We start from the raw sequence: 22,432 nt of genomic DNA, 5'->3' as shown, positions 1-22,432 counted from the left end.
TGACGTCAGGCGATGAAGTGGATATGGTTTTTGTCATGGCAGGGCGATGGCGTGATTTTCGCCTTCACGCGAAATACTTCCCACAGCAGCTCTTCAGTGAGGATCGCCTGCGGCGTTCCGCTCGCCACCACAGTACCGTGCTGCATCACGATCAGGCTGTCGCAAAACATCAGCGCATGGTTGAGGTCGTGAATGGCGACGATGCTGGTCACCGGTAGTTCGCTGATAAGCTTCATCAACTGGAGCTGGTGGTGAATATCGAGGTGGTTGGTCGGCTCGTCGAGCAGGATCTCCGACGGCATCTGCGCCAGCGCGCGGGCAATGTGCACGCGTTGCCGCTCGCCGCCCGACAGCGTCAGCCACCCCTGCTGGCTTTTCTCCAGCATGTCGACACGTGCCAGCGCGGCGGAGATGGTCTCCTCATCCTCCGTGCTCCAGCTGGAGAAGGGGGAGTGATGCGGAATACGCCCCAGTTTCACCACGTCGCGCACGCGCATATTGGCATCGGTCATGCCGTGCTGCTCAACGAACGCCACCCGGCGGGCAAGCTGCTTTTTGGGCAGCCGGTGAAGGTTTTGCCCGTCGAGCAATACGCGTCCTTTATGCGGGCGGCGCAGCCCCGCCAGCACGCGCAGCAGGGAGGATTTCCCCGAGCCGTTCGGCCCCAGCAGGCCCACCGTTTCGCCACGCGCAACCGTCATTGAGACATCGTTGACGATCACTTTCTTACCCACCTTCCAGGTGATGTTTTCAGCGGCGATGCTCATTAGCGATTCCTTGAACGGTAAATAATAAAGGCGAAGAACGGCACGCCGACCAGCGCGGTGACGACGCCCACCGGCAGGCTCTGCGGGGCGATCAGCATCCGCGAGGCGATATCCGCCAGCACCATCAAAATCGCGCCCGCCAGCGCACAGGCCACCAGCAGCCTGCGGTGCAGCGGCCCAAAGAAGAAGCGCATCATATGCGGCACCACCAGCCCGACAAATCCGATGGAGCCAGCCATGCTGACAATGGTGGCGGTGATCAGCGCCGTGGTGGTAAAGAGCGCGAGGCGCACCCACGGCACGGCGATACCTAACGAGGCCGCCGCATCATCACCGAAGGTGAAGGCATCCAGCGCCCGCGAGTAGTAGAGGCAGATCGCCAGACCAATCAGCACCACGATCAGCACCAGCTGGAACTCCGGCCAGCGCACGCCGCTAAAGCTGCCCAGCAGCCAGAACATTACGTCGCGCGCCTGCTGGGCGCTGGCGGAGGTGCTGATGGTATACGCCGTGACGGCGTTAAATAGCTGCGAAGCGGCCACCCCGGCCAGGATGGTGCGCTCGTTGCCGCCGCGCGCGCCGTTGGTGAGAAACGCCACGAAGGCAAAGGCGGCGAAAGCACCGGCAAAGGCGCCCGCCGAGAGCGATACCGCACCCGCGCCAAGACCGAGCACCACCACGGAGACCGCACCGGTCGAGGCGCCCGCCGAGACACCGAGCACATAGGGCTCGGCAAGGGCGTTTTTCAGCAGGCTTTGCAGCACCGCGCCGCAAATCGCCAGCCCGGCGCCACAACAGGCAGCGACCAGCGAGCGGCTGAGACGGAAATCCCAGATCACGCTTTCATAGATGCGGTTGAGCGGCTCGGCAGTCAGCCCAAGCTTATTGCCAATCGCATAAAAAACGCTGGGTAACGGAATTGCCAGCTCGCCGACGCTGGCTCCTACCGCAATCACCACCACCACCAGCACAACGGCAAGCAGCGCGGCACTACTTAACCACAACGTTTGTCGCGTTGGGTGCAACGCTGCCATCAATTAAGCCCCATCTTTCTCAGCTGTTCAGCAACCTGCTCTGCGCCGTAGATGGTGCGAATGGTGGGGTTCATCGCCTGTCCATCCATCACCACGATATGGCCTTTTTTCACTGCCTCAAGCTGGCTGACGGCGGGATCGCTCTTCAGGAACTTAATCTTCTCCTGGGCGTTATCCAGCGCCCAGCGGTTGCGGTCGAGGCTGGAGACGACGATCACATCCGGGTTAGCGGCAATAATGCTCTCCCAGCCAACGGTCGGCCACTCGGTTTCGGTGGTGATGGCGTTATGGCCGCCGAGCACGTTGGCGATAAAGCCGGAGGCGCTGTTTTTGCCGCCGACGTAGGCGTCAGCAGAAGGGGATGAGCTGGAGAACCAGAAGACGAAGGAGAGATCTTTTTTGTTTTTACCAAACTCTTTACGCAGATCGGCTTCGCGCTTTTTGAAGTCGGCAACCAGCGCCTGGCCGCGATCTTCAACGTTAAAGATCTTCGCGAAATCCTCGATCTCCTGGTAGAGGTAGGTCATGTCCCACAGCTTCTGGCGGCTGCCGTACATATCGCCGGTGCCCTTTTTGGTGGCGCACATGCCGGGTGACATATAGCTGTTAACGCCGACGGTGGCGAGATCTTCGCGCTTCGCCACTTTGCTCTCTGGCCCCAGCAGCAGCGGTGATTGCGCGGCAACGAAATCCGGGGTTTGCGCCAGCACCGACTCCAGCGTGGGGATCTCTACCGTCAGGGTTTTGATCTTCGCATTTTTGTCCGCCAGCTGCGGCAGGACTTTGGTCGGCCAGAAGGCGGTGGCGGCGATTTTATCTTCCAGGCCAAGCAGCAGCAGGATCTCGGCGGTGTTTTGCCCTAACGCGACCACGTGCTCAGGGGCTTTGGTGAAGGTCTCTTTGTAGCCACAGTTTTCAAGGGTGAGGGGATATGTGGTGGCATAAGCCGAACTTAATGAGGCAAGCGCCAGCCCCAGCGCACAGAGAACCTTCTTCATTCAACACTATCCTTCATTAACATTATGGTGATTTATGGGATCATCGAAATAGTTTCGCAATGATAATGAATCCTATTACGAATGCGAGATCTTCTTTGCGCGAGGGGCTCAAATTTGTTTTATGAATGGATTTTTGAGGATTCATATTTAGTGTAAATATGATTATTTAATTTAAATTTCGCTCCCTTTTGGTCGATAACTCTTTTAAGGCAATTCGCATTTTATGCGGTGCCACATCGTTTTGTCGCTCTATCACCCAAGGGATCACTATGTCAGTCAGGCGTTTTTCATTGCTCGTTTTTGGTCTGTTACTCTCTATCTTCCTTATCAGCTCCGCGTCTAACCTCTGGTCGCTTACCCGCAGTAACGACTCGCTGGATAACGTAAACAAAGAGATCCGCGTGGTACTGTCGGTCATCGATCCGATTAACCATAGCCGTACCCTGCGCGTACGCCTGATGGAGGCGATGATTAACGCCTCGCTGGGCGATAGCCAGAAAACCCAGGCCTCCCTTGAGAGCGCCAATGAGGTGATGCAAAAAGCTTCGTCGGCGTTCAATAACTATCTCGCCGCGCCGCGCGTTGCCGGTGAAGATGCCCTTGCCACGCCGTATCGCCGGGCCTGGCAGGACTATGTTGATAACGGCTTACGTCCGCTGATGGATGCCGCGAAAAACAACGACACCGCGCGCTTTAACCAGCTGGTCAGCACTACCATTCCTCAGCTGGATCGTCAGTTCGAGATCACCCTTGATAACCTGCTGGCGTTCCGTGAAAAGTATGCCCAGCAGCTGAACAATGAGGCGCAGAGCCGCTTCGTTAACGGCATGGTGACCCTCGGCGTCTTTGCGCTGCTGTTTACGCTGATCATTGTGGGGATCTTTATCCTGCTGCGTCGTCGTGTGCTGTCACCGCTGGATGCCGCGCGCCTGCACTGCCAGAAAATGGCGGCGGGCGAACTGAATCTGCCGGTGGTTTCCAACTCGAAAGATGAGATCGGCGGCATGATGAGCGCGCTGGAGCAGATGCGTCTCTCGCTGGTGCAGATCATCTCTCAGGTGCGTAACTCCAGCCAGAGCGTGGCTTACGCCGCAGAAGAGATCGCCGCGGGTAACACCGATCTGTCGGCGCGTACCGAAGAGCAGGCCGCCTCGCTGGGGCAGACCGCTGCCAGCATGGAAGAGCTGACCTCAACCGTGAAACACACCTCTGAAAACACCCAGCAGGCCAACAGCCTGGCGGGGAATATGCGCAGCGCGGCGCAAGAGGGGAATGCGATTGTTGAAGAAGCCGTGGTGTCGATGAAGGAGATCGAAACCAGCTCCGGCAAGATCGGCACCATTATCGGCATCATCGAAGATATTGCATTCCAGACCAATATCTTGGCCCTTAACGCCGCCGTTGAAGCAGCGCGCGCAGGCGAGCAGGGGCGTGGTTTTGCCGTGGTAGCAACAGAAGTGCGTAACCTCGCGCAGCGCTCCTCCGTGGCGGCGAAGGAGATCAAAGAGCTTATTGAGCTCTCTGGCCGTCAGGTGCTGGTGGGCAGCGATCGCGTTACCAGCGCAGGCGAGAGCATGCAGCGTATTATCAACTCGGTGAAGCAGGTTTCCGAACTGATGTCGGAAATCGCGCTCTCCACCGGCGAGCAGAGCCGCGGGATCGATCAGATCAACCTCGCGGTGGCGCAAATGGATACCGTGACCCAGCAGAACGCCGCGCTGGTTGAAGAAGCCTCCGCCGCAGCCTACTCGCTGAAAGAGCAGTCTCAGCTGCTGGAAGAGGCGGTGGCGGTGTTTAAGCTCAGTTAATCGTTTTATATTGCTGACATTAAACGGGGCATACTAAATGCCTCGTTTTTTTGGTAGCGCAACTTGACCCATTGTCGGCATGCTTTCTATTTCTCATTTTTATTGACGTAATCCTCAATTTTGGTAGACGGGGCGCATTGTTCATGTACGCGCAGTCACATTTTGCTAATGTCTTTTTTTTAGTCATATATAGGGAAAGGATGAAATGGCAAAACCTACTTTTTCAGCAGCATGGGCCGCAGCAATGCGGATTTACGATCCCGCAGACTCAGGCTCTAAAGTTGCTCAGGTTATTGGTGGCAAAGTTGCAATGAATATTGCGCCGCGTGGAGCCTGGGTAAACACATGTGCTGTGCGTATAAGCTACATCCTCAATCAAACGGGAACTACGATACCGTTTATTGCCAACAAAACAGTCTCGGGCGCAGATGGCCGCTGGTATTTTCATTATGTGGCCGATGTTATCCATTTTTTGCGTCAGAATTGGGGAAAACCCGATATCATCACTCGTTATCCTCCTGCTGGAGGGGGGGATCTGGCCGGCAAGAAAGGATTAATTTTATTTGAAATATCAGGTTGGGGTGATGCAACTGGGCATGCAACATTGTGGAATGGTCTTCAATGCTATGATCATTGTTATTTCAATGAGCCGGGCGTCAACTACAAGACAGAACATGCTAACTTTTGGGCCTTATCATGAAAGGATCATCTACTGTTTTATTTGCCATTTTATTCTTTAGCGCTGCTGTGACAGCAGCCCAGCAACCTGACGCCGCAAGCCGCACCTATGCACAGAATTACAAAGATGCCGCACTGGCGCTCTGTGTAGCGAAAGCGTACGCCAGTGAACCCGCTGCCGGTAAAGACGCATCAGCCAGCGCTGGCGGTTTTGATAACTGGAGTGAGTATGATGCCGAAAAGGGCGCCGGGAAGATGGGCGAACTGGCCGACCGCTATCTTGCAGGAGAGTATTACTCCCATCAGGGCAGCGATGTAAAACTCAATCTGATGAAATGCATCGACATGTACCACAGCGCAGAGCTTGCAAAACAGGTCAAAGATTTTGTGCCGCATCCCGAGCGCAGTTGGGCGCAGGATCATGCTTCAGCAAAGCGCGGTAAATAAGATTCCGGCAATTAACGCGAAGGGGTAATTTAATTACCCCTGTAACGCGTCCTTATAAAAAATAATCTGAATTTTTGTTTTCTGCTTATTCCCCCTGCGCAGCGGTGACGAGATTTGTTGATAATCCTGCGCTGTGATTTGTGAGAGGGAATAAATGATGACTACAGGACGTAGAGAGGGAACATTGCGTCTGATGACGCTCGGTGAAATTGCCATGGCACGTCAATTTTACGGCGATGCGATTGTATATAGCCGCGTCTGGATCCACTGCGACAGCTACTTCCCGTTTGGGCTGCAGTATCCGGATTATGTTATGGCGCCGAATGGGGAGATTTGGTACAGAAAAGAGCGTTATAGAGATGACTTTTCTTTGCCTTCTACGACCCTGCAAGAAAAACACACCTTCATCCATGAGTTAGGGCACGTGTGGCAGCATCAGCATGGTCAATGGGTGCGCATCCGAGGAGCTTTTAGCTGGGCAGCAAATTATTTTTATCAACTCGACAGAGAAAAGCTTACAGATTATTCCCTTGAGCAACAGGCCTCTATTCTGGCGGATTACTGGTTGCTTCATATTCATGGTATTAATGTTTGGCAGCTATTTCAGAAACATAATCAACCAGGACGATATTGCGGAAAAGATGATATTCGTGATATCCCGACGCTGTATCGAAAAATCATTACAGGCAGAGGGTAAGGATGATGAGAGCAAGTTTGCTATTGATGGGCGTGTGCATGCTATCTGGCTGCATCGGTTTTCTTGACAAAATGACACGAGAAGTGCCGACAAATCTATTTTTGATGAATCATGAAGTTTGCGCAGTCTCGATCATGAAACCCGGCGAAAAGATGGTCTCGGCTGAGATTTTCAGTACTGATGAAGGAAAGCGTTTTGAACTCTTCCCGGATAAGCCGCGTTATATTGCTGCGGGTGATTGCCTGCCCATGTTTAGCACTGCATTCAGGGCAGGGGAAAAATATGCTTACTACTGGAACGTTGTACCTGTCAAAGGTGATGCCTACCTCATCACTGCCCAATTTACCCTCTCCATCGATAGCGCAGGGCATCTTTCAGTGAGCGATACCTCAATCCGCTGACTGGCTTTCAAGATATTTATCCACCAGATTCGCGGTATAGGTGCTGGCCATCAGAATATCCCAGCAACGCATGGCAAAGGTTTCATCATCAGGAATAGTTTCTCCGACGAGGGTGTTGAGTTCATTCTCTGTCACGGACAGCCCGCTTTTATAATCAGGGTAATCTTTCATAAATTGCCCGACCGTTGTGTCGCCATTTGCCAGTTTTGCAACATCCTCGAGCGTATTATCAAAACGACTGGTGACAAGATGCACTCCCTTCGCCTGGCCTTTCCGCGGTAGTCGCAGTAGCCTGACCCACAAATCGTGGTTGCGGCTTTGCTGTTTTATCATTTTCCCTACTTCGATGGTTGGCAGGTCACCCGGGAGGTAAGTCCTGGCCCGGGTAAAAAAGCGCCTGGTATCACGCATTCTCTCGCTGAAGTAAAAAGGATAGGCCGTCACTTTTTTGTTCAGGATATGCGCCAGAACTTTGCCGGTGGGTAACGAGCCAAATGCGCCAAAACAGGAGTTAAGCCTGATTTCTTTTATTTTTGACCAGTCCACTCTGGAGGTTTCACGCAGCCCCAGGCCACGAATCACCTCTGCAAGTTCAGAGGCATCCATTGCATTAACGCTTGATGCAGCACCATGTGCCGTAATGATTAATTGATTGCCGCTGACAACAAAACTGGCGTCCTGTCCCAGCAGTGACTTCATGCGAAGATTAGTCAGTGAGATATTGCCGGCATAGACTTTGCGGTTTTTAAAAATCTCATCGGAGAACTGTTCTGCTTTGACAATAGCTTTATCAATTGGCAGACCCGCATCCAGATGTCCGGGGTTGACCATAAAAAATTCACCGTTACCCAGGCTGTACATGACATGCCTTGTCGATGAGACATCAGAGGTTTTATCAAAAATGATCAATTGACCTTTGGGCACGTTTGCCAGCTGTTTTTTCTTAATCAGGACGGCATTCGTTAATAAGTTGGTTACGGGCTGATGAACAACGCCAGTGGTGGTAGTGGATAACAGGGGCGTTAATAGATCTTTCAAAGCCCTGGCCTGCTCTTCTGCCAGCTCCCCTGATTTGCTGAGAAATTCAGTGGTAGTGGTGGCGATATCGCTGCTGTTCGCTGCCGATAACGGGGCATCTTCTGCAAGAGATTTTAATGAAGGGGAGTCAAGCTGCAGCCCTTTCGGTCTGCCCGCGATAAGCTGCAAGTCTGGTAACTGAGCATTTCCCCTGCGCCTGAATGTCCCGTTCACAAACTCGCCAAGCTGTTCTGCGGTTAATATTCGTTTGCCATCGCCAAAACTGCTGTTAAGCACGCTATTTTTCACACCGGCGAAGCGGCCATTACCAAGGCTTACCATAATATGGATCGGGCGCGGTCCTTTGGCCGGTAAATTAGGATCAACCTCCATAAACATCAATATTTCGCCCTGTTTTACGTTAAGCAGATTCTCATGGCTATTGATGGCGTGACTACTTGCAAAGAGACCATCCACATTGCCTGGGGAGGAGGCGCTAGCGCGCTGGTATTTTGTTGCCTGACGTATGCCGGTACGTAACGTTATGGCCGGGCCTTTACTTATAAGTTCGGCATTCTCAAGAAGAGTAACCGCATAATCCCAACTGATATCGGATGCCTGGCTTGTTAGCCTGCTACGCCTTGCCGCCTCGCGTACAGGATTGGCCTGCGCAATGGTGTCGAATGCCATTTTTTTATTGGTGCTAGCGATGGCAGCAACATCATCGACACTTTTTTTAGGAAAATACCAGATAGGTCGCTTGAGGACCAATGCATTAGGCAGTTGGCTATTGGGCCCGCGCACGAGATAAGGACTATAAGACCCGTAATCTATTTTTACCTTACGCAGTTCGTTCAGGGGATAATCAGCGTATTTTATAAGCTTTCTTTCGGACGTAATATTGGCATACTTTTGAGCCCACATTTCCTCGGGCATAATGATTGGGCCGCTTAACTCTGGATAGAGTCCATTAAACTGTCCGGCAGTAATATCAAAAGCGTAATCTCTGCCTTTTTTTGTACCGATCAGCACGAAATGATTGGTTGCTGAAGTATCCATGCCGTTAACAAAAAAAGCCATGCCCCGGCATCTGATGTTTGTAAAATCCTTTTTTTTCATAAAAGTAGCCATGGTTGTAATAACAAGTTCACATTTTTCAGACGGGGATAATATTGCGCCACTTAATCCGCCGGTTTTTTTTATTTCTTCAAGATATGCTGCGGCATTAACATCTGGAGTACTGATAATATTTTCAAAGACTTTTTCCTCTTTTAATCCTTCTCTCATCGGTTGCTCACCCATAGTAACCAGTGGGTACTTTATTTCACCGCCACGTAACCCACCATAATTTTTATTTATTACCCAGTTGCCATCTTCTAAGATAACCGGTTCACCATAACTAAAACGCCCTGGATTATTAGGGTCAACAGTTCGCCAGGTGTGCGCATAATCATCCCAGCGTATTTGGTAAAGGTTACCATCAGATTTAATAAAATAATTCCCATTCATTACACTATCAGCTGGTTTGGTATAAACGTCAGTGCCGTGTATATGAGTCTTTGACAAATCATCAAGCGAAATACTTGTGTTTATGTATTTATCAGGAATGCCTCTGCTCTTTACTGCTCCATGGAAATCAGCGTTAATGATATTGCTAAGGCCAGCGGTAAGTTTCTTTTTAGTGAAAGAGATCTTTGATAAATCGCCTAAAGTAACAGGTGAAACAAGATCAATGAGTGCATTGGCGCTGATTTTCGCGAGCCCCGATGCGTTGATGAGGCCTTGTTTGCCCATCTGTTTAATTACATATTTCTGCAAGCCCTTTCCTGCTAACCCAATTTTTCTCCCTTCACCAATTATTTTACCCATCCCCTTTGCATTTTTAAGCAGTGAAGCCGTTTTAGTTCCCGCCTGGGAAGCAACAAAGCAAATGCTTACGACATCAAGAATAATTGAAGTAGCATCAACCTTGTGCTCTGGGTCATTTATTGAACCACGTATCTCAGCATAAAAAGGAATGACTATGTTAGCGATTTTCTCAAATAGTGACGACTGGTATAAGGACGTTTTTCGATTTGTGGCGGAGCGGTTCAGTACATCATGAAAAGCTTTATTCAGGGTTTCTAATAGTGTTTCTTGTGGTTGCTCAGTGTTAAGTGAAAAATCATAGGTCAAACCATAATATGCGCGATCTTTAAAAGGATTGTCATAGGTGATACCATCGCGATCCTTGTATAAGATGTTTTTGATTAAATCTTCGTACTCTTTCTTTTTTCTGGCTTCCACAGTGTGGTATTTGCCAGCCTTTTTGTTTTTATTATTGGGTTCAAAGTTTTTAAGAAAGAAGGATTCGAGGAAAACGGACTCAACCCCGTGATAATGTGTTTTCTCCGGAGTCAGGTTAGCTATTGCTTTTAACCAGATATTTCCCATCATCTCTTCACGAGATAGTACCCGGCTAAAAAGAGATTCAGGGAAAAGAGAGAAGAAAACCCAGCGGCCATCTTCCAGTTCAATAAATAACATTCCGCCGTCATGTTTATCATTAATATTAGTTGACTGTAGTACGTTAAAATAGAAGCGTTTTTTTACCTTAGATGTGATCTCATTCAAAGAGAGATCGGATGACAGGAGGAAGTTTTTGGTATTTTCGCTAGCCTCGTAATTGCTGTATTTTTCCTTGTAGGTGACGAATTGTTGATAATACTCGCTATCAGAGTTGAAGTGTTCGCTACCTAACATGTGTGCTAATGGGGTATACCCTTCTGGCATTTCCTTAATTTTCTTTAGTGGGTTCAATAAATAGGCATCGGAATAATAAACATTAATAATATCATCTATATCCATCGACTTTAGGGTGCGAAAGTTGCCGTTGTTTTTTAATAACCAGTAGAGTAAAGGGGGTAATAAGTGATTAGCTTCAGAGTCATCATCCTCTGGATAATTTTCCTGGTAAATTCTCTCTGCTTCTTTATTGCTCCATTCTATATCCTGGTAGCTATTTTTCAATGACGGCCACTGAATTGATGACTGCTCGATTTGTTCTATTAATTCCTGGCTCAGCGTATGGCGCTCAATGAGTTGTGCTATCATCGTTTGCGAAATGTTCAATGTTTTTAATTTATCGAGTTCGACTTGGGTATAAGCCTCTGTTGCGGAATTTCTTATGGCAATTTTCTGTAAGGTGAAATCAATTAGTAACTCTTCAGCTATGCTTACATCATCATTAAATCCTGCTAGTTTTTTCTTATCAGCAAGGGCTTTTTTCACATAGTCAATACTGATATTTACCAGACGATAATTTTTGTTATAGTCGTCTATGACTTTTTGGTATTCAGCTTTCCGATCGAGCGTTTGTTTCCTCAGGGTACTGAGTTGTTTGATTCTGGTTTGGTGCGTATTAATTGTTAGCTTAAGGGCGTCTATATTCTCCTGGGCTATTGGTTTATCAATTGATAATGGCCTCTCAAAAAGGAAATCAAGCCAGTAAGATATATCTTTCATGCGGGCAGAGATGGCGTCATATTGTTCTTTAATCTGTCGATCAATAGCCGCAGTGCTGAGTTGGGTAATCTTTTTCCTGGCCTCATCAGCCGCAACTTTAGCTTGTCGTGCGGCATATAAATAAGAACTCTCTTCTGCATCGCTGGAGAACTCTTCTCGATATAAATTGAGTAGATTTTGATTCCAGTTATACTCTTCTTTTTTACTACCCTTATCAGGATTATAATAAGCAATGGATTTTTGTAGTTCTGATACTTTATTACTTAAGGAGATTATATTAACGAGAGCTTCGCTAGCCGGTTTTTCATAGAGTCGATAAAATCCCTGCTCCAGTGCTTTCTGTAAGTTATATAGTAAGTCATCCAGCGATGTGAAATTATCTCGCCATAATATGGAATATAATTTTTCTTGCGTTTCGTTATCAAGCTTAGCATCCTCGATGCTTTTTAGAAGAGTATCGAGATCGAATGCGTCTGATATCAGTTCTTCATCAAAATAGTACCATTGACTGTTCTCCTTGAGGAGAATGAAAAACTTACGAATACCATCGCTAATGATGGTTACCCCTCCTGCATCTGGCGTTATCCAGCTGAAATGCCAGTACCGATTTTGCAGATAGATATAATATTCGCCTGTTTTATCTTGATATACAACGCCCTCTACGCCTGGTCCTGAGCCAGCAGGGCGCACAGACGAATCAACATCCCATTTTTTCATCTCGCCAATTAAATCTGTCGATAATGTGGCAGGCGTTATACTGTTGTCTGTATCATACGCATTATCCTTTGTTTGCAAGGGAATCCATACGCCAGTGGTTTCATTATAATGTACGTTAATATACTCACGCGTGCCGGCTTCATGTATTTTCCAGGTTTTAAGTTTTTCAGAACCACGAAGGAGAATAGATGTGATATGCCAGTAATATCCGTTTACCTGTATATAATGCTGACCCGTGGATTTGTCGAGGAATAACCCGTTATCTAATTTTTGTAATTGTTCGGATGTAACTTTAGCAGCGTTATTAGCACTAAAAAAAACCTTGATGTAATCTTCAATGCTAAAATTACCTGCGTTTTTCATAGTCAGGGGTTGTGTGTTAAATGACGGTGCTATCCCCCATTGTTGATTGATTTTCCTTATGTTGATGACTTTTTTCTGCCGAGGGTCATCAAAATTCAAGGTGATAGCCGCTGTTGAACTTCCTGTGATAATGACTGGCCAATAAATACCGTTAAGATAAATATAGTTTTTATGATTTTTACTGTCTGTGTAAATCTGCGACTCTTTACCGCCAGTCATGTTGTTATAATAAAAAGCACTATGGGTTGACCAGCTTTTAACCTCTTTATAAAGTTCAGGTGTTGCTGTGCTGTTAGATAATCCTGCTGAAGAGTCAGCATTTTTGCTAACCTCTTTTTCTGAATTTGTAGTGGATTCGGCACTTTCCTCTTGCGGATTTCCAGGCTTAACAGGAAGGGCGGGATAATTATTTTTTGTATTGTCATTTTCGGCTGCTGACCACGTATTATTTTTGAGATGAACCTCTATTTTTATTTCGCTCTCTCTTTTATAGGGATTTAAAGTGATGACCGCTTTCTGATTCTCTTTGAAATCAATGGGCCAGTATTGTTTATTTATACAAATATAAAAGTTGCCGTCCGCATTATAAACTGCTCCCTCGTGTCCATTTTTGAGGCCGGAGTTCAGGAAGCCGCGCCCGGTAGCCAGGTTCTCGACGAGACCTTTTAAACTGCCGGAAACATGAGAGGAGATAATTTTATTATCCGCCTTATCCGGCGTGGTATTCAGCGCGATGCCTGTCCGGGGAGTTCCACTGTCCGGTGCGAATCTTTTTATCCGGCCGCTGCGGGATAATGACGGCACTTTTCTTTTATCGTTTCTGGCCTGGTCGGTGCCAGCGTCTGCAGGCGTTTCGCTCTGCGACGTTGTTGATTCATTCGTCTCGTTACTTGCAATAACTACATCGGAGGTGACTTCAGCTGCAGTATCGTCTGCGGTTTCAGCTATGGATTGTTCTGTCTCTGAAACATCTTCTTCCTCAATATCCGCCATGCTGAACTGTAGCAGCATGCGGTTAATTCTCTCGCGCCGCGCATTTGCCGCCTGCTCCCAGGCTTTCTGCATCGCACGCTCCGCGCTGGCCCGTACCACCGCGTTAACGCCGGCGTAACCGCCATTCGCGAGGCCGAACCACAGCGCTTCCTGCGGCAGGTCGACAACTACTTTTTTTGTCAGCGCTCTGGCGTAGGTTTTTTTACCCCTAATCAGCTGGTTGCCGACGACGGTGGCGGCCACGCCATAACCACCCGCCGGGGATAAGGAGAGCGTCAGCCGGAAGGCCAGCTTCGACAACTCCTGATGGATAAGCCGGTCCCGCGCGCTGTGGTCCGGCGGCCCCTCCCCCAGCCGCACGCGGTTCATTGCCCTGAGGCTTTTGTTCAGCGTCCAGCCGGTTCTCGCACCGCGCAGGGCGACGCGCACGGGCAGGGAAACCGGCCCGGTCAGCAGTTTCAGGCCGCCTGACATTGCCGCTGACAGCGCGCCGGTGAGGATCTTTTTCTCTGCCCAGTGCTGAACATCCGCGGAGATACTGCGGGTGCCCGCCAGGATCTCCTCCGCCGTCGGCGGGTAGACCGTCGTCCCTTCCGCTGTATGCTTTAACGCCATGGCGACGCGTTTCAGCAGGCCCTCTGCCTGCGGATCGTCAGGCCCTGCAAAGTGCTGGCGGTGCTTACTGAGCAGTTCAGTGAATAATTGATCGAAGCGTTCATTTTCGCGGGTGCGCTCATCGCCCGCCAGGCCCGCAAGATAATCCTGACGCAGCGTCTGCGCCCACTCCGCGATGCCGCGCGCCAGCATGCCGCTGCGGGAGAAGTTATCCGGCGCATGGCCGGTGAGCTGAATGGCCTGCGTTTTGACCTGGTGCTTCAGGGTTTTCAGCGTCATCAGCCACTCACCGGCCTTCTTCTGCAGTGCTTTTCCGCCCTCATGCCCGTGGCCGCTCAGCCGCACGGCGGCGGCGTTCAGCTGACGCCCGAGACCGGCCAGCTGCTCGGCGGCCCGGATCACCGTTTCATCCATGCGTGAAATCGCCTCAGCGCTTCCCGGCACCGGGTGTGCCCGCAGCTCATCACTCAGGGCAAAGTAAAAGTCGTTGAACCAGGTTGTTTCCGCAAGGCGGGTGAGGGGAGAGAGCAGGGCCTCCATCTGCCTGGCGGCATTGTCTGCGATCAGCTGCCAGCGGGCTGTCTCCTCATTAATCCGTTGCGAAACAAGCGTATCCAGCAGGGGTGACTCGCGCGCGTCGGTGATTTCGCGGCTGACGTTTTGCTGCTGCTGTACCGCCTCCTGGCGTACCCAGGCATAACCCGGCAGGAGCCTGAGCCGCCGCTCTGCCTGCTGAATCTCATCAAGCAGAAGCAGGGCGGTGTTGCTGATGGCCTGGCGGGTGCCTTCGCTGAGGGCAGGGGCTCGTTGCAGGGTATGTTTCGTTTTTGACGCTGCCCGGCTGACTTTGCTGCCGGAGGTTTTCGCCAGCCAGACAGAGGTTGCCCTGACCGCACGCCCTTTTTTGCGCCCCCTGTCCCAGACCACTTTTTTAATTTTGCCCGTTAACCCGGACTCTTCCCTCTGCGCAGGCCGGGGGGCAGCTGGCGCAGGCTCTGTGCGCTGTTTTTCCTGTAAAAGACGCACGGCAACCGAGCCCAGTGCATCCGCCAGCGGCACCATGCTCCCGGCAAGCCTGGCGCGCGCGGAGCCGCCGCCGCGGGCGGTTGCATACACGGCGGCAATCAGCGGATTGCCTGTCAGCGCACCGGCGTCCGGCCGGGCATCAACCGCCCGCAGATAACGGGCATACTGCTGATAGCCCTGGCTCCAGTGCATCAGCTGCTCCGGGTGCATCTGCCCGGTACCGGACTCCGTGAGCAGCACATCCAGTGCGGCGCGGCGTGCTTCCCGCGCGCCCTGAATTAAGGTGTCTGCCCGGGTCTGTAAATGGGCCGCCAGCCGCTGGCGGGTCATGCGGCTTTCCGCGACCAGTGAGGCTTTTAACAGGCTGAATTTTTTATACTCTGCGCTGAGCGCACTGCTTTGTGAGAACAGGATACTGTCGAGTTTCTGCCGGCTTTTCTCGCGCTCTGTGCCCTGCTGCGGGAAAAGTTGCTCAGCCGCGCGGGTGACCAGCTGCCCGCGCGCTTCGTGCGCCGTCTGCTCAGCCTCTTCCTCCCAGTTCAGCGTGCTGACTTTGCGGATGGCGCTGAGGTCATCCAGCGCGGCGCGCAGATGCTGAAGAACGTCGTCTGATGCCTGGAGCAGGTCCGGGGAGAGCGTCTCTTCTGAGCTGAGCACGGCATTCAGGGTGTCGACAAATCGCCGGGCGGGTTTACGCAGCGCTTCAGGAATATTCAGCCGCTCGTTTTGCAGCATCTCCCGGAGGTTCTGCAGCGCGTTTCTGTCCGGACTGATCGCGTTATAACCCTTCGCGTGGAATTCGATCAGCTGGGGCAGTTTTTTATTTAACGCCTCTTCAATAACATCCCTCAGCTGCTGTTTTTTATTTTCATCGGGCGGGGAGCCGTTGTTTGCCGGGCGGCCTGATGACTGGAGAGTAATATCGTCTGAGTCGTCCAGAAAAAGCTCATAAATATCAGCGGCAAGCCGGGAGTAATCATTTTTAAATGATGCCTCCGGCAGCGCGGTATCAAAACGATCGGCCATGTCGCCTGTGGTGTCGGGCATACTTTTAGGAAGAATATCGTAGTCGGACATGGTAAGCCCCTGATAATCAGCATCTTGCGCCAGGAAGATGAAAGCGGTGGTTGCTCAAAAAGGTGGCGGAACGAACGGAGTGCGAAGGTGATTTTTAAGAATTAGCAAAGGGGAGGGGTGCTTCAAGGCAAATGGTTCCTTTTCGGATGTTTCACGCGGTAAATAACGCCGCGGTAAAAACCCGTGCTGCAGGTGATACCGTTCCGGCTGAATAGATTATTAATCTTATTTTTTTCGCTATTTTTTTGCAGAAGTAAAACGATCGGTTTACTTTTTAACTATGCAAAAAAGAAACGATATCATCGAGGCCGCCGAGCGGCTCTTCTATGACAACGGCTTTCACGCCACCAGCACCGACCGCATCTGCCGCGAAGCGGGCGTCTCGACGCGCACGCTTTATCGTCATTTCCCGTCGCGCGAGCAGCTTACCGAGGCGGTGATGCAGGCGCGTCAGCAGCGGTTTTTTGCTGACCTGCGAACGCCTGACGATCCGCTCGCCATTCACACGCTTTTCACCGTGCTCGGCGACTGGATGGAGGCACATGGCACCGGCGGCTGCTTCTTTCTGAAAGCCTGGGGCGAGTATGCGCAGGAGAGTGTTCGCCTCTCGGCGCTGGCGCTCGATTTTCGCTATCAGCTGCGCGCTTACATCACCGACTGCGTGCACGACGCCGCGCTGGCAGATGCGATATGGATGCTGTTTGAAGGCGCTATCACCTCGGCATTGATCGTCGGTGCTCAGGCCGCGCAGCGCGCCGGTGATGCGGCGGCACTGCTTATTGCCCACCAAGAGACGCCATGAAAAACTCCCTTTCGCTCGCCGTTACGGGCTTTCTGTTGATTGCCGTCTCTTACGGGCTGGCGCGTTTCTCGTGGGGATTGATGCTGCCCGCGGTCTCGCAAGAGGTGCCATTCAGCCCGCGTCTGGCGGGCGTGCTTTCTGCCTGCAGTTTCGCCGCCTACTGCCTGTCGGTCTCGGTGGCATCCCGGCTCTGCACGCGCTATGGCGCAAGGTTGGTAGGCGTGATCTCCGCTCTCTGTGCCGCGGCGGGTTTGCTGCTGCTTGCCGCTGCTTCCTCGGCCCTATTGCTGGCAGCAGGGCTGCTGATTGCCGGTTTCAGCGCCGGGCTCTCTTCACCGTCGCTGGCGGCGGCGGTCAGCCAGGCTGTCACCGCGCAGCGCCAGACGCAGGTTAACACCATCATCAATGCCGGCACGGGCGCAGGAATTATCCTCTCTGTGCCGATGCTGCTTGTTCTGCCCTGGCGCTACGCCTGCGTGCTGTTCGCGGCGATTGCGCTGCTGACCTTGCTGCCGGTGTGGCGCTATCTGCCGTCGGGTGCGGTGAAGCAGGTTGAGCCATCCGCTCAGAGGGGGCTGTTTACTCGTCCGCTGGTGCACCTTGCGATCGTCGCCTTTATCAGCGGTATGGCGAGCGCGGCGTGGTGGAGTTTTGGCCCCGAGGTGCTGCGCCAGCATGCGAAAGTCGCGAATACGCTGATAAGCCTGCTGTGGCTGGTATGCGGTGCAGCGGGGATGCTCGGGGTCCTTACCGGGCCGCTTGCGCGCCTCATCGGCATGGGGCAGGTTTACCGCCTGTCGCTACTGTTTATGGCCGCTCCGCTGATGCTAATTGCCTTCAGCCATACCTTTAGCGGCTGGCTGTTTCCGGCGGTGGCGCTCTGTGGGGCGGGTTACATTACACTTTCCGGCGTGCTGCTGGTTGGCGGTGCGCAGGCCACGCCAGAGAGGCCTGCATCCGGCGTCGGCGTGGTCTTTTTTATGCTCGCTGCCGGGCAGGTTGCCGGATCGATGCTTTTCGGCGTGCTTTACGCGCAGATCGGCGCTGCACCAGCGCTGATCGCCTTTACGCTGCTGGCGGGCATTATGCTGTTTTATCCGCCCGCAGTAGTGCCAGATGAGCCTCGATGCGTTTAACAAGCGCGTCAACGCTACCGTCATGCGCTAGCTCATGAAGCTGCACCCGGAAACCGATCGCTTTGATGGGTTCACCCTCTGCAAGCGTGACCGTACCGTCTGTTTCTGGATAACCGCGATAGCTGTTCCACAGCGTGTAAGGGGAATCGTAGGTTCCGTTTTTACAGGTGGCGAAGAGGTAGATTTCAAGCAAGCTTTTTGCATTTTCTGGTGCTGTTTTCAATGCGCTGGCGAGCGGTTTTTCATCTTCGCCATACTGTTCGTTGCGCTGCTCCCAGGCCAGCTCGCTGTCCGTTACCAGGCGGAAATCAACAACGAAATCCTCGCTCCCCATTTTGCTGGCGGTCTGCTGGTGAGCGAAAACGAAGGCGGCATCCATCAGCGGCAGGAAATCCCACTCCCAGCAGGTAAAAGGGTTGCTGTTACGCTGCGGCGGTGGGCTGAAGCTCCAGTGATCGCGGCGAAAAAACTCTGCCCCAAGGCGATAGGCCGTTTCATTGATGAGTGGCAGCATCTGCTGATAGTAGGCCGCACAAATCCGGTGCGCCTGGCGCACGACGCTAAAGGGATCGGACATCAGGATTTTCCTTGTAAAGAGGGGAAGCCAGCCGACAGGTCGGCGTGATGAAGAGACGAAAGTAAGGGCTGCCACGGCAACAACGGCGCGCGGATGCCATATAACTCAAGGGCGCGCAGGCAATCGGCGACAATGCGTTGATCCTGCTCTGTCGGCCAGCCGCTGGCGGGGTGTTCCATTTTGGCGCGAACCTCGCGCCACTCTAAGCCGTAAAACGACACGCCATCAAAGAGACGCTTCAAATCGCAAAACAGAGCGTTAGCGTGCTTCGGTAAGTTGCCGATCGCCAGAAAATGCAGCGCCTGCTGGGCTTCTTCGCTGTTTTTCCACGCATAGATCTCTTTACACCACTGCTGTTGGTACTGCTGACCACCCTCTGGCGGTTTGACTTCCACCATCAGCGTGGCGTGCTCGAAAGTCAGGACAACATCGGGCTCGGCATACTTATCATGCTCATTGATCCACGGCGCGACAGTGCTGTCGAGTTCGTCGGGAAAGGGGTATTTAGGCCAGAAGGTGAGGGATTCAAATTTTCCCCACGGGCCAGTATCGGTTGCGAGCAGGGAGGAGAGTAAAGCCTGTATGGCTTCCTGGGAGAGATAGCTTATTCGCCCCCAGAAAGCGGCGGTTAAGAGGTCTTCATAGTTTTGAAATACCGACCGCCAGCTTTGTGCAGCCTTATCGCTCACATCCACGCGCCGCGCTTTGCTGTTCAAAATGGCATGTAACATTGTGGTTCCTTTCACAAAGTAATGAGAGGTAATAAACGGCAGGCGATCCCTTTCCTTTAATCTCAGCCATGGTTTAAGACATTCTGATAGTTAGCGATTCGGCAACTTTGCCTTACACTCTGCGGGTCACGTCGTAAGGAGAAGAGGATGAGTGAATACTGGTGGAAAGATCTGCTCGACCGTCAGGATCGCTGGCAGGGGCTGGAGCTGGTGGTGCGCGAAGGCAACGGCCAGGCGATGGAGATGCAGAGCGGCAATAACGGCCGCATGGCGCTGCAGGTCAATGGCGAACCCCTCTTCTGGGCGACGATGCTAAACGACCACTCCGGCGTCTGGCTGGTGTTTAACGCCGAGCACCCCGGCCAGGATCTGCTGCTGCCTGCCATCAGCTCGGCGGACGTAGAAAGCGCCAAACGGGCGGGCGAAGAGAGCTGGATCAGCCACTGGTGCCGCTACTTTGCCCGTGAATTGATGGAAGCGCCCGTTCCGCTGTTGCCGCCGCGCCGCTGGCTGCTACGCCCGATGCTGGCGGCCAGGCCGAAGGCACCCTATGTTTGTGACCGCAAAGTGCCGCGCGAAGAGTGGCGTTTTGAAACCCCCGACCACAGCACCTATATCGGCGTGAACTGGTCGCTCTACAGTGAAGATTTTCCCGATCTGCAAAACCCGGAGAAGGTGAAGTGGGTTGACTGGTGGTGGGGCGGTCATCTGCTGCTTAGCCGCTATCCGGTCGATGCCGGGTCCGGCCGCGTGAAGTGGTGGCGCAAGAAGTGCCGCGAAAACGCGTTGCCGCCGATTCTGGTGTGGTATATCGCCGGGCTGGCGTCGTTCGTCATCCTCGACGGTCATGACCGGTTACAGGCCGCGCTGGCCGAAGAGTATCAGCCGCAGTTTCTGGTGCTGAGCGAACTGAGTGAGCGGTCGTGGACGCCCGATGAAGCGTCGCGCGAAAAAGTCCTGCATTCGCTGGCTATCCAGCAAGAGAGAAGCAAGAAAACCCCGGCCAATATCGATGCGATGAACCAGTCGCTGATGAACCTCTACGACACGCATTATCTCTATGCCCCGACGCATAGCCGCGCGGTGCTCGGCGATGGCTCCGGCTGGGAGCGTCAGGTGAAAACCTATCTGCAGCGTCATCAGCTTGAGGCTTATATCGAAAAGATTATGGCGCGCGAAGAGTAGGTAAGACTGGAGCGTCAAACTACGGTGCAGGATAAAAAATAATGATGCAAAAGCCCCACGCAGCCACCGCGTTACTCTTTCGCATAGTGAAGTGGGGCAGCCTGTTTGTGGTTTCCTTCGCGCTGGTGCTCTTCTTTCTGCTCTGGCTGATGCTCTCCGGGCTGGGGGAAACGACGGTCTACACCGAGCGTAATCTGTGGGATTACAACATGTTGACTGAAAAGGCGATTGCGCAGGCTCCGCGTATCACCACGACGTATCATCTGGAATTTCATAATGGTGACGGTTATCCCTCCATCAACAGCATAATTTTTGAGAATGCCAGCAAAGAGAGTATCGAGGCGCTGCGGCAGTACATTCAAACCCTCGGCTATGAGCGCGATCCGCATCCGATAACCCGTGCAGAAGAGTGGCGAAAATCCGGCGACCCCGCAGCAGATATCTTTTCACTCTATTACGATGCGCAAACCCTCCAGGCGACGCTAAGCATGATACTGCTACGTTAGTGAGTGCTTACTGGAGCAAACCTTCCCCCGCTTCCCTGCGGGCCTGCAAATCCCTTATTTCACCGGCTGTAGCGCCGTTTTATCGACATACGGCTTCATCAACGTATCCGCCTCTTTTTGTGCGGCGGCAGCTGCTGCTTCCGGCGTCACTTTCTCATCGTTCACTACCGCGGCGAGCTGGTTCTCCATCGCTTTGCGCACGGCGACGGTTTCATAAGTGGAGTACCACGGGTGCGCATACTGTAACTGCTCCAGCGCAATCGCTGCGCGGGGATCCTGCTTGAGATAAGCCTTCATCTCCGGCGTGTCGTAGGTCGCTTTCAGCGGCGAGAAGTAGCCGGTAAAGCGGCTCCATGCGCCATTGACCTCGGGGCTAATGAGGTAGGTCATAAACGTATAAGCCGCTTTTTTCTGCGCGTCGGAGATGCCTTTAAAGCTCACCAGGCTGGCGCCGCCAATCGGCACCGCGCGCTGCAGCTGGGCAGGCATCATCGCTACGCCCAGCTCAAACCCTTTGCTGTTTTCACGCATAAAGCCAAGCGCGCCGGTGCTCAGCATCGTCATCCCCACCTTGCCGGAGAAGAAGGCGGCGCTGATCTGTTTGGAGTTCAGCACGCCGGAGGGCATCACTTTCTCTTTGTAGATCAGATCCTGCCAGAAGCGCAGCGCGCCAATGGTGGTCGGCGCGTTGTAATAGACCTCGCCGGGGAAGTTCTCATTGAAGTAGTTGCCGCCGTTGGCGCGTACCAGCGAGGAAAAGATCCAGCCGCCGTAATCGTCATTGGTCGAGGGGAGCATAATGCCCCACTGGCCTTTGCTCTGATCCGTCAGTTTTTTCGCATCCTCCAGCAGCGTTTTCCAGTCCTGAGGCGGCTGCGTGATGCCCGCCTGCGCAAACAGCGTTTTGTTGTAGTAGAGGATTGGCGTCGAGTTGTGGAACGGGATGGCATAAGTCACGCCCATCACCTGCGCATTCTTCTGCATCGCAGGCCAGAAGGCGCTTTGCAGGAAATCGCCCGCTTTTTTATCGCCATATTTAAACAGCTCATCCATCGGCAGGATTTCATCTTTTAACGCCAGATCGGTGGTGAAGTTGGCGGACATAATCACCAGCGCAGGCGGCTGGCCCGCCTTTTGCGCGGACTCGGCTTTCATTTTGGTGGTGTCGTAGTTGCCGGTAAAAATGCCGCGTACCTCAACCTCTTTTTGCGAGTCGTTGAAGGCTTTGATGATGCGCGTCATCTCCATCGTCAGCTTGCCATCGACCGGTGCCGGAAACATAAAGTCGATCTTCTCCTGCGCCGCCACACTGGCACTTATCGCAAGGGTTATACCGTAAGTAAGCGCTCGCAT

16 protein-coding genes are annotated in these 22,432 nt (G+C 52.5%); 9 read left to right on the top strand and 7 right to left on the bottom strand.

What is annotated here, in order from left to right:
• Positions 1–5: 5 nt before the first annotated feature.
• The 3 genes from IAE48_RS08680 to IAE48_RS08670 are packed head-to-tail and all read right to left on the bottom strand — an operon-like array spanning position 6 to position 2,799.
• The gene (locus IAE48_RS08680) at positions 6–767 is read right to left on the bottom strand and encodes an ABC transporter ATP-binding protein (RefSeq protein ID WP_200134102.1); all 762 of its coding nucleotides are present in this window, start codon (positions 765–767) and stop codon (positions 6–8) included.
• Positions 767–1,801 carry an iron ABC transporter permease gene (locus IAE48_RS08675; protein ID WP_200134101.1) on the bottom strand — a complete coding sequence of 345 codons (1,035 nt, stop codon included), beginning with the start codon at positions 1,799–1,801 and terminating at the stop codon, positions 767–769. Before IAE48_RS08675 ends, IAE48_RS08680 begins: the two co-directional genes overlap by 1 nt.
• On the bottom strand, positions 1,801–2,799 hold the full coding sequence (locus IAE48_RS08670) for an ABC transporter substrate-binding protein (RefSeq protein ID WP_042713934.1): 999 nt from the start codon (positions 2,797–2,799) through the stop codon (positions 1,801–1,803). Before IAE48_RS08670 ends, IAE48_RS08675 begins: the two co-directional genes overlap by 1 nt.
• Positions 2,800–3,068: 269 nt before the next feature.
• Here IAE48_RS08670 and IAE48_RS08665 point away from each other — a divergent pair, with 269 nt between their 5' ends.
• The 5 genes from IAE48_RS08665 (at position 3,069) to IAE48_RS08645 (ending at position 6,830) form a co-directional block, all read left to right on the top strand.
• On the top strand, positions 3,069–4,607 hold the full coding sequence (locus tag IAE48_RS08665; protein WP_200134100.1) for a methyl-accepting chemotaxis protein: 1,539 nt from the start codon (positions 3,069–3,071) through the stop codon (positions 4,605–4,607).
• A 205-nt stretch (positions 4,608–4,812) separates the two neighbouring features.
• Complete coding sequence (locus IAE48_RS08660; protein ID WP_187801176.1) at positions 4,813–5,307, top strand: type VI secretion system amidase effector protein Tae4; 495 nt, start codon at positions 4,813–4,815, stop codon at positions 5,305–5,307.
• A 47-nt stretch (positions 5,308–5,354) separates the two neighbouring features.
• The gene (locus tag IAE48_RS08655) at positions 5,355–5,732 is read left to right on the top strand and encodes a T6SS amidase immunity protein Tai4 family protein (RefSeq protein ID WP_200134099.1); all 378 of its coding nucleotides are present in this window, start codon (positions 5,355–5,357) and stop codon (positions 5,730–5,732) included.
• A 157-nt stretch (positions 5,733–5,889) separates the two neighbouring features.
• Positions 5,890–6,429, top strand: a complete 540-nt coding sequence (locus IAE48_RS08650; protein WP_233631506.1) for a type IV secretion protein Rhs — start codon at positions 5,890–5,892, stop codon at positions 6,427–6,429.
• 2 nt (positions 6,430–6,431) lie between these two features.
• Positions 6,432–6,830 (top strand): putative T6SS immunity periplasmic lipoprotein, encoded by a 399-nt coding sequence (locus tag IAE48_RS08645; protein ID WP_200134098.1) that lies wholly within the window; start codon positions 6,432–6,434, stop codon positions 6,828–6,830.
• On the opposite strand, the gene IAE48_RS08640 is transcribed toward IAE48_RS08645, so the two are convergent.
• On the bottom strand, positions 6,819–16,142 hold the full coding sequence (locus IAE48_RS08640) for a hypothetical protein (protein ID WP_200134097.1): 9,324 nt from the start codon (positions 16,140–16,142) through the stop codon (positions 6,819–6,821). The genes IAE48_RS08645 and IAE48_RS08640 overlap by 12 nt on opposite strands.
• 280 nt (positions 16,143–16,422) lie before the next feature.
• Here IAE48_RS08640 and IAE48_RS08635 point away from each other — a divergent pair, with 280 nt between their 5' ends.
• Together IAE48_RS08635 and IAE48_RS08630 are read left to right on the top strand one after the other, a co-directional pair.
• Positions 16,423–16,944 (top strand): TetR/AcrR family transcriptional regulator, encoded by a 522-nt coding sequence (locus tag IAE48_RS08635; RefSeq protein ID WP_200134096.1) that lies wholly within the window; start codon positions 16,423–16,425, stop codon positions 16,942–16,944.
• Positions 16,941–18,080, top strand: a complete 1,140-nt coding sequence (locus tag IAE48_RS08630) for an MFS transporter (protein WP_200134095.1) — start codon at positions 16,941–16,943, stop codon at positions 18,078–18,080. The genes IAE48_RS08635 and IAE48_RS08630 overlap by 4 nt, the downstream gene beginning before the upstream one ends.
• Here the strand turns inward: IAE48_RS08630 and IAE48_RS08625 are convergent.
• On the bottom strand, positions 18,028–18,657 hold the full coding sequence (locus IAE48_RS08625) for a hypothetical protein (protein ID WP_200134094.1): 630 nt from the start codon (positions 18,655–18,657) through the stop codon (positions 18,028–18,030). The genes IAE48_RS08630 and IAE48_RS08625 overlap by 53 nt on opposite strands.
• Positions 18,657–19,388 (bottom strand): hypothetical protein, encoded by a 732-nt coding sequence (locus IAE48_RS08620; protein WP_200134093.1) that lies wholly within the window; start codon positions 19,386–19,388, stop codon positions 18,657–18,659. Before IAE48_RS08620 ends, IAE48_RS08625 begins: the two co-directional genes overlap by 1 nt.
• 147 nt (positions 19,389–19,535) lie before the next feature.
• Here IAE48_RS08620 and IAE48_RS08615 point away from each other — a divergent pair, with 147 nt between their 5' ends.
• Together IAE48_RS08615 and IAE48_RS08610 are read left to right on the top strand one after the other, a co-directional pair.
• Positions 19,536–20,573, top strand: a complete 1,038-nt coding sequence (locus IAE48_RS08615; RefSeq protein ID WP_200134092.1) for a hypothetical protein — start codon at positions 19,536–19,538, stop codon at positions 20,571–20,573.
• Between the two features lie 41 nt (positions 20,574–20,614).
• The gene (locus IAE48_RS08610; RefSeq protein ID WP_200134091.1) at positions 20,615–21,079 is read left to right on the top strand and encodes a hypothetical protein; all 465 of its coding nucleotides are present in this window, start codon (positions 20,615–20,617) and stop codon (positions 21,077–21,079) included.
• Positions 21,080–21,133: 54 nt separating this feature from the next.
• Here the strand turns inward: IAE48_RS08610 and IAE48_RS08605 are convergent, their stop codons facing one another.
• Positions 21,134–22,432, bottom strand: a complete 1,299-nt coding sequence (locus IAE48_RS08605; RefSeq protein ID WP_370568995.1) for an ABC transporter substrate-binding protein — start codon at positions 22,430–22,432, stop codon at positions 21,134–21,136.

This window comes from Kosakonia sp. S57, assembly GCF_016516575.1.
Taxonomy (GTDB): Bacteria; Pseudomonadota; Gammaproteobacteria; order Enterobacterales; family Enterobacteriaceae; genus Kosakonia; species Kosakonia cowanii.
This window is presented reverse-complemented; position numbering and strand designations above follow the sequence as displayed.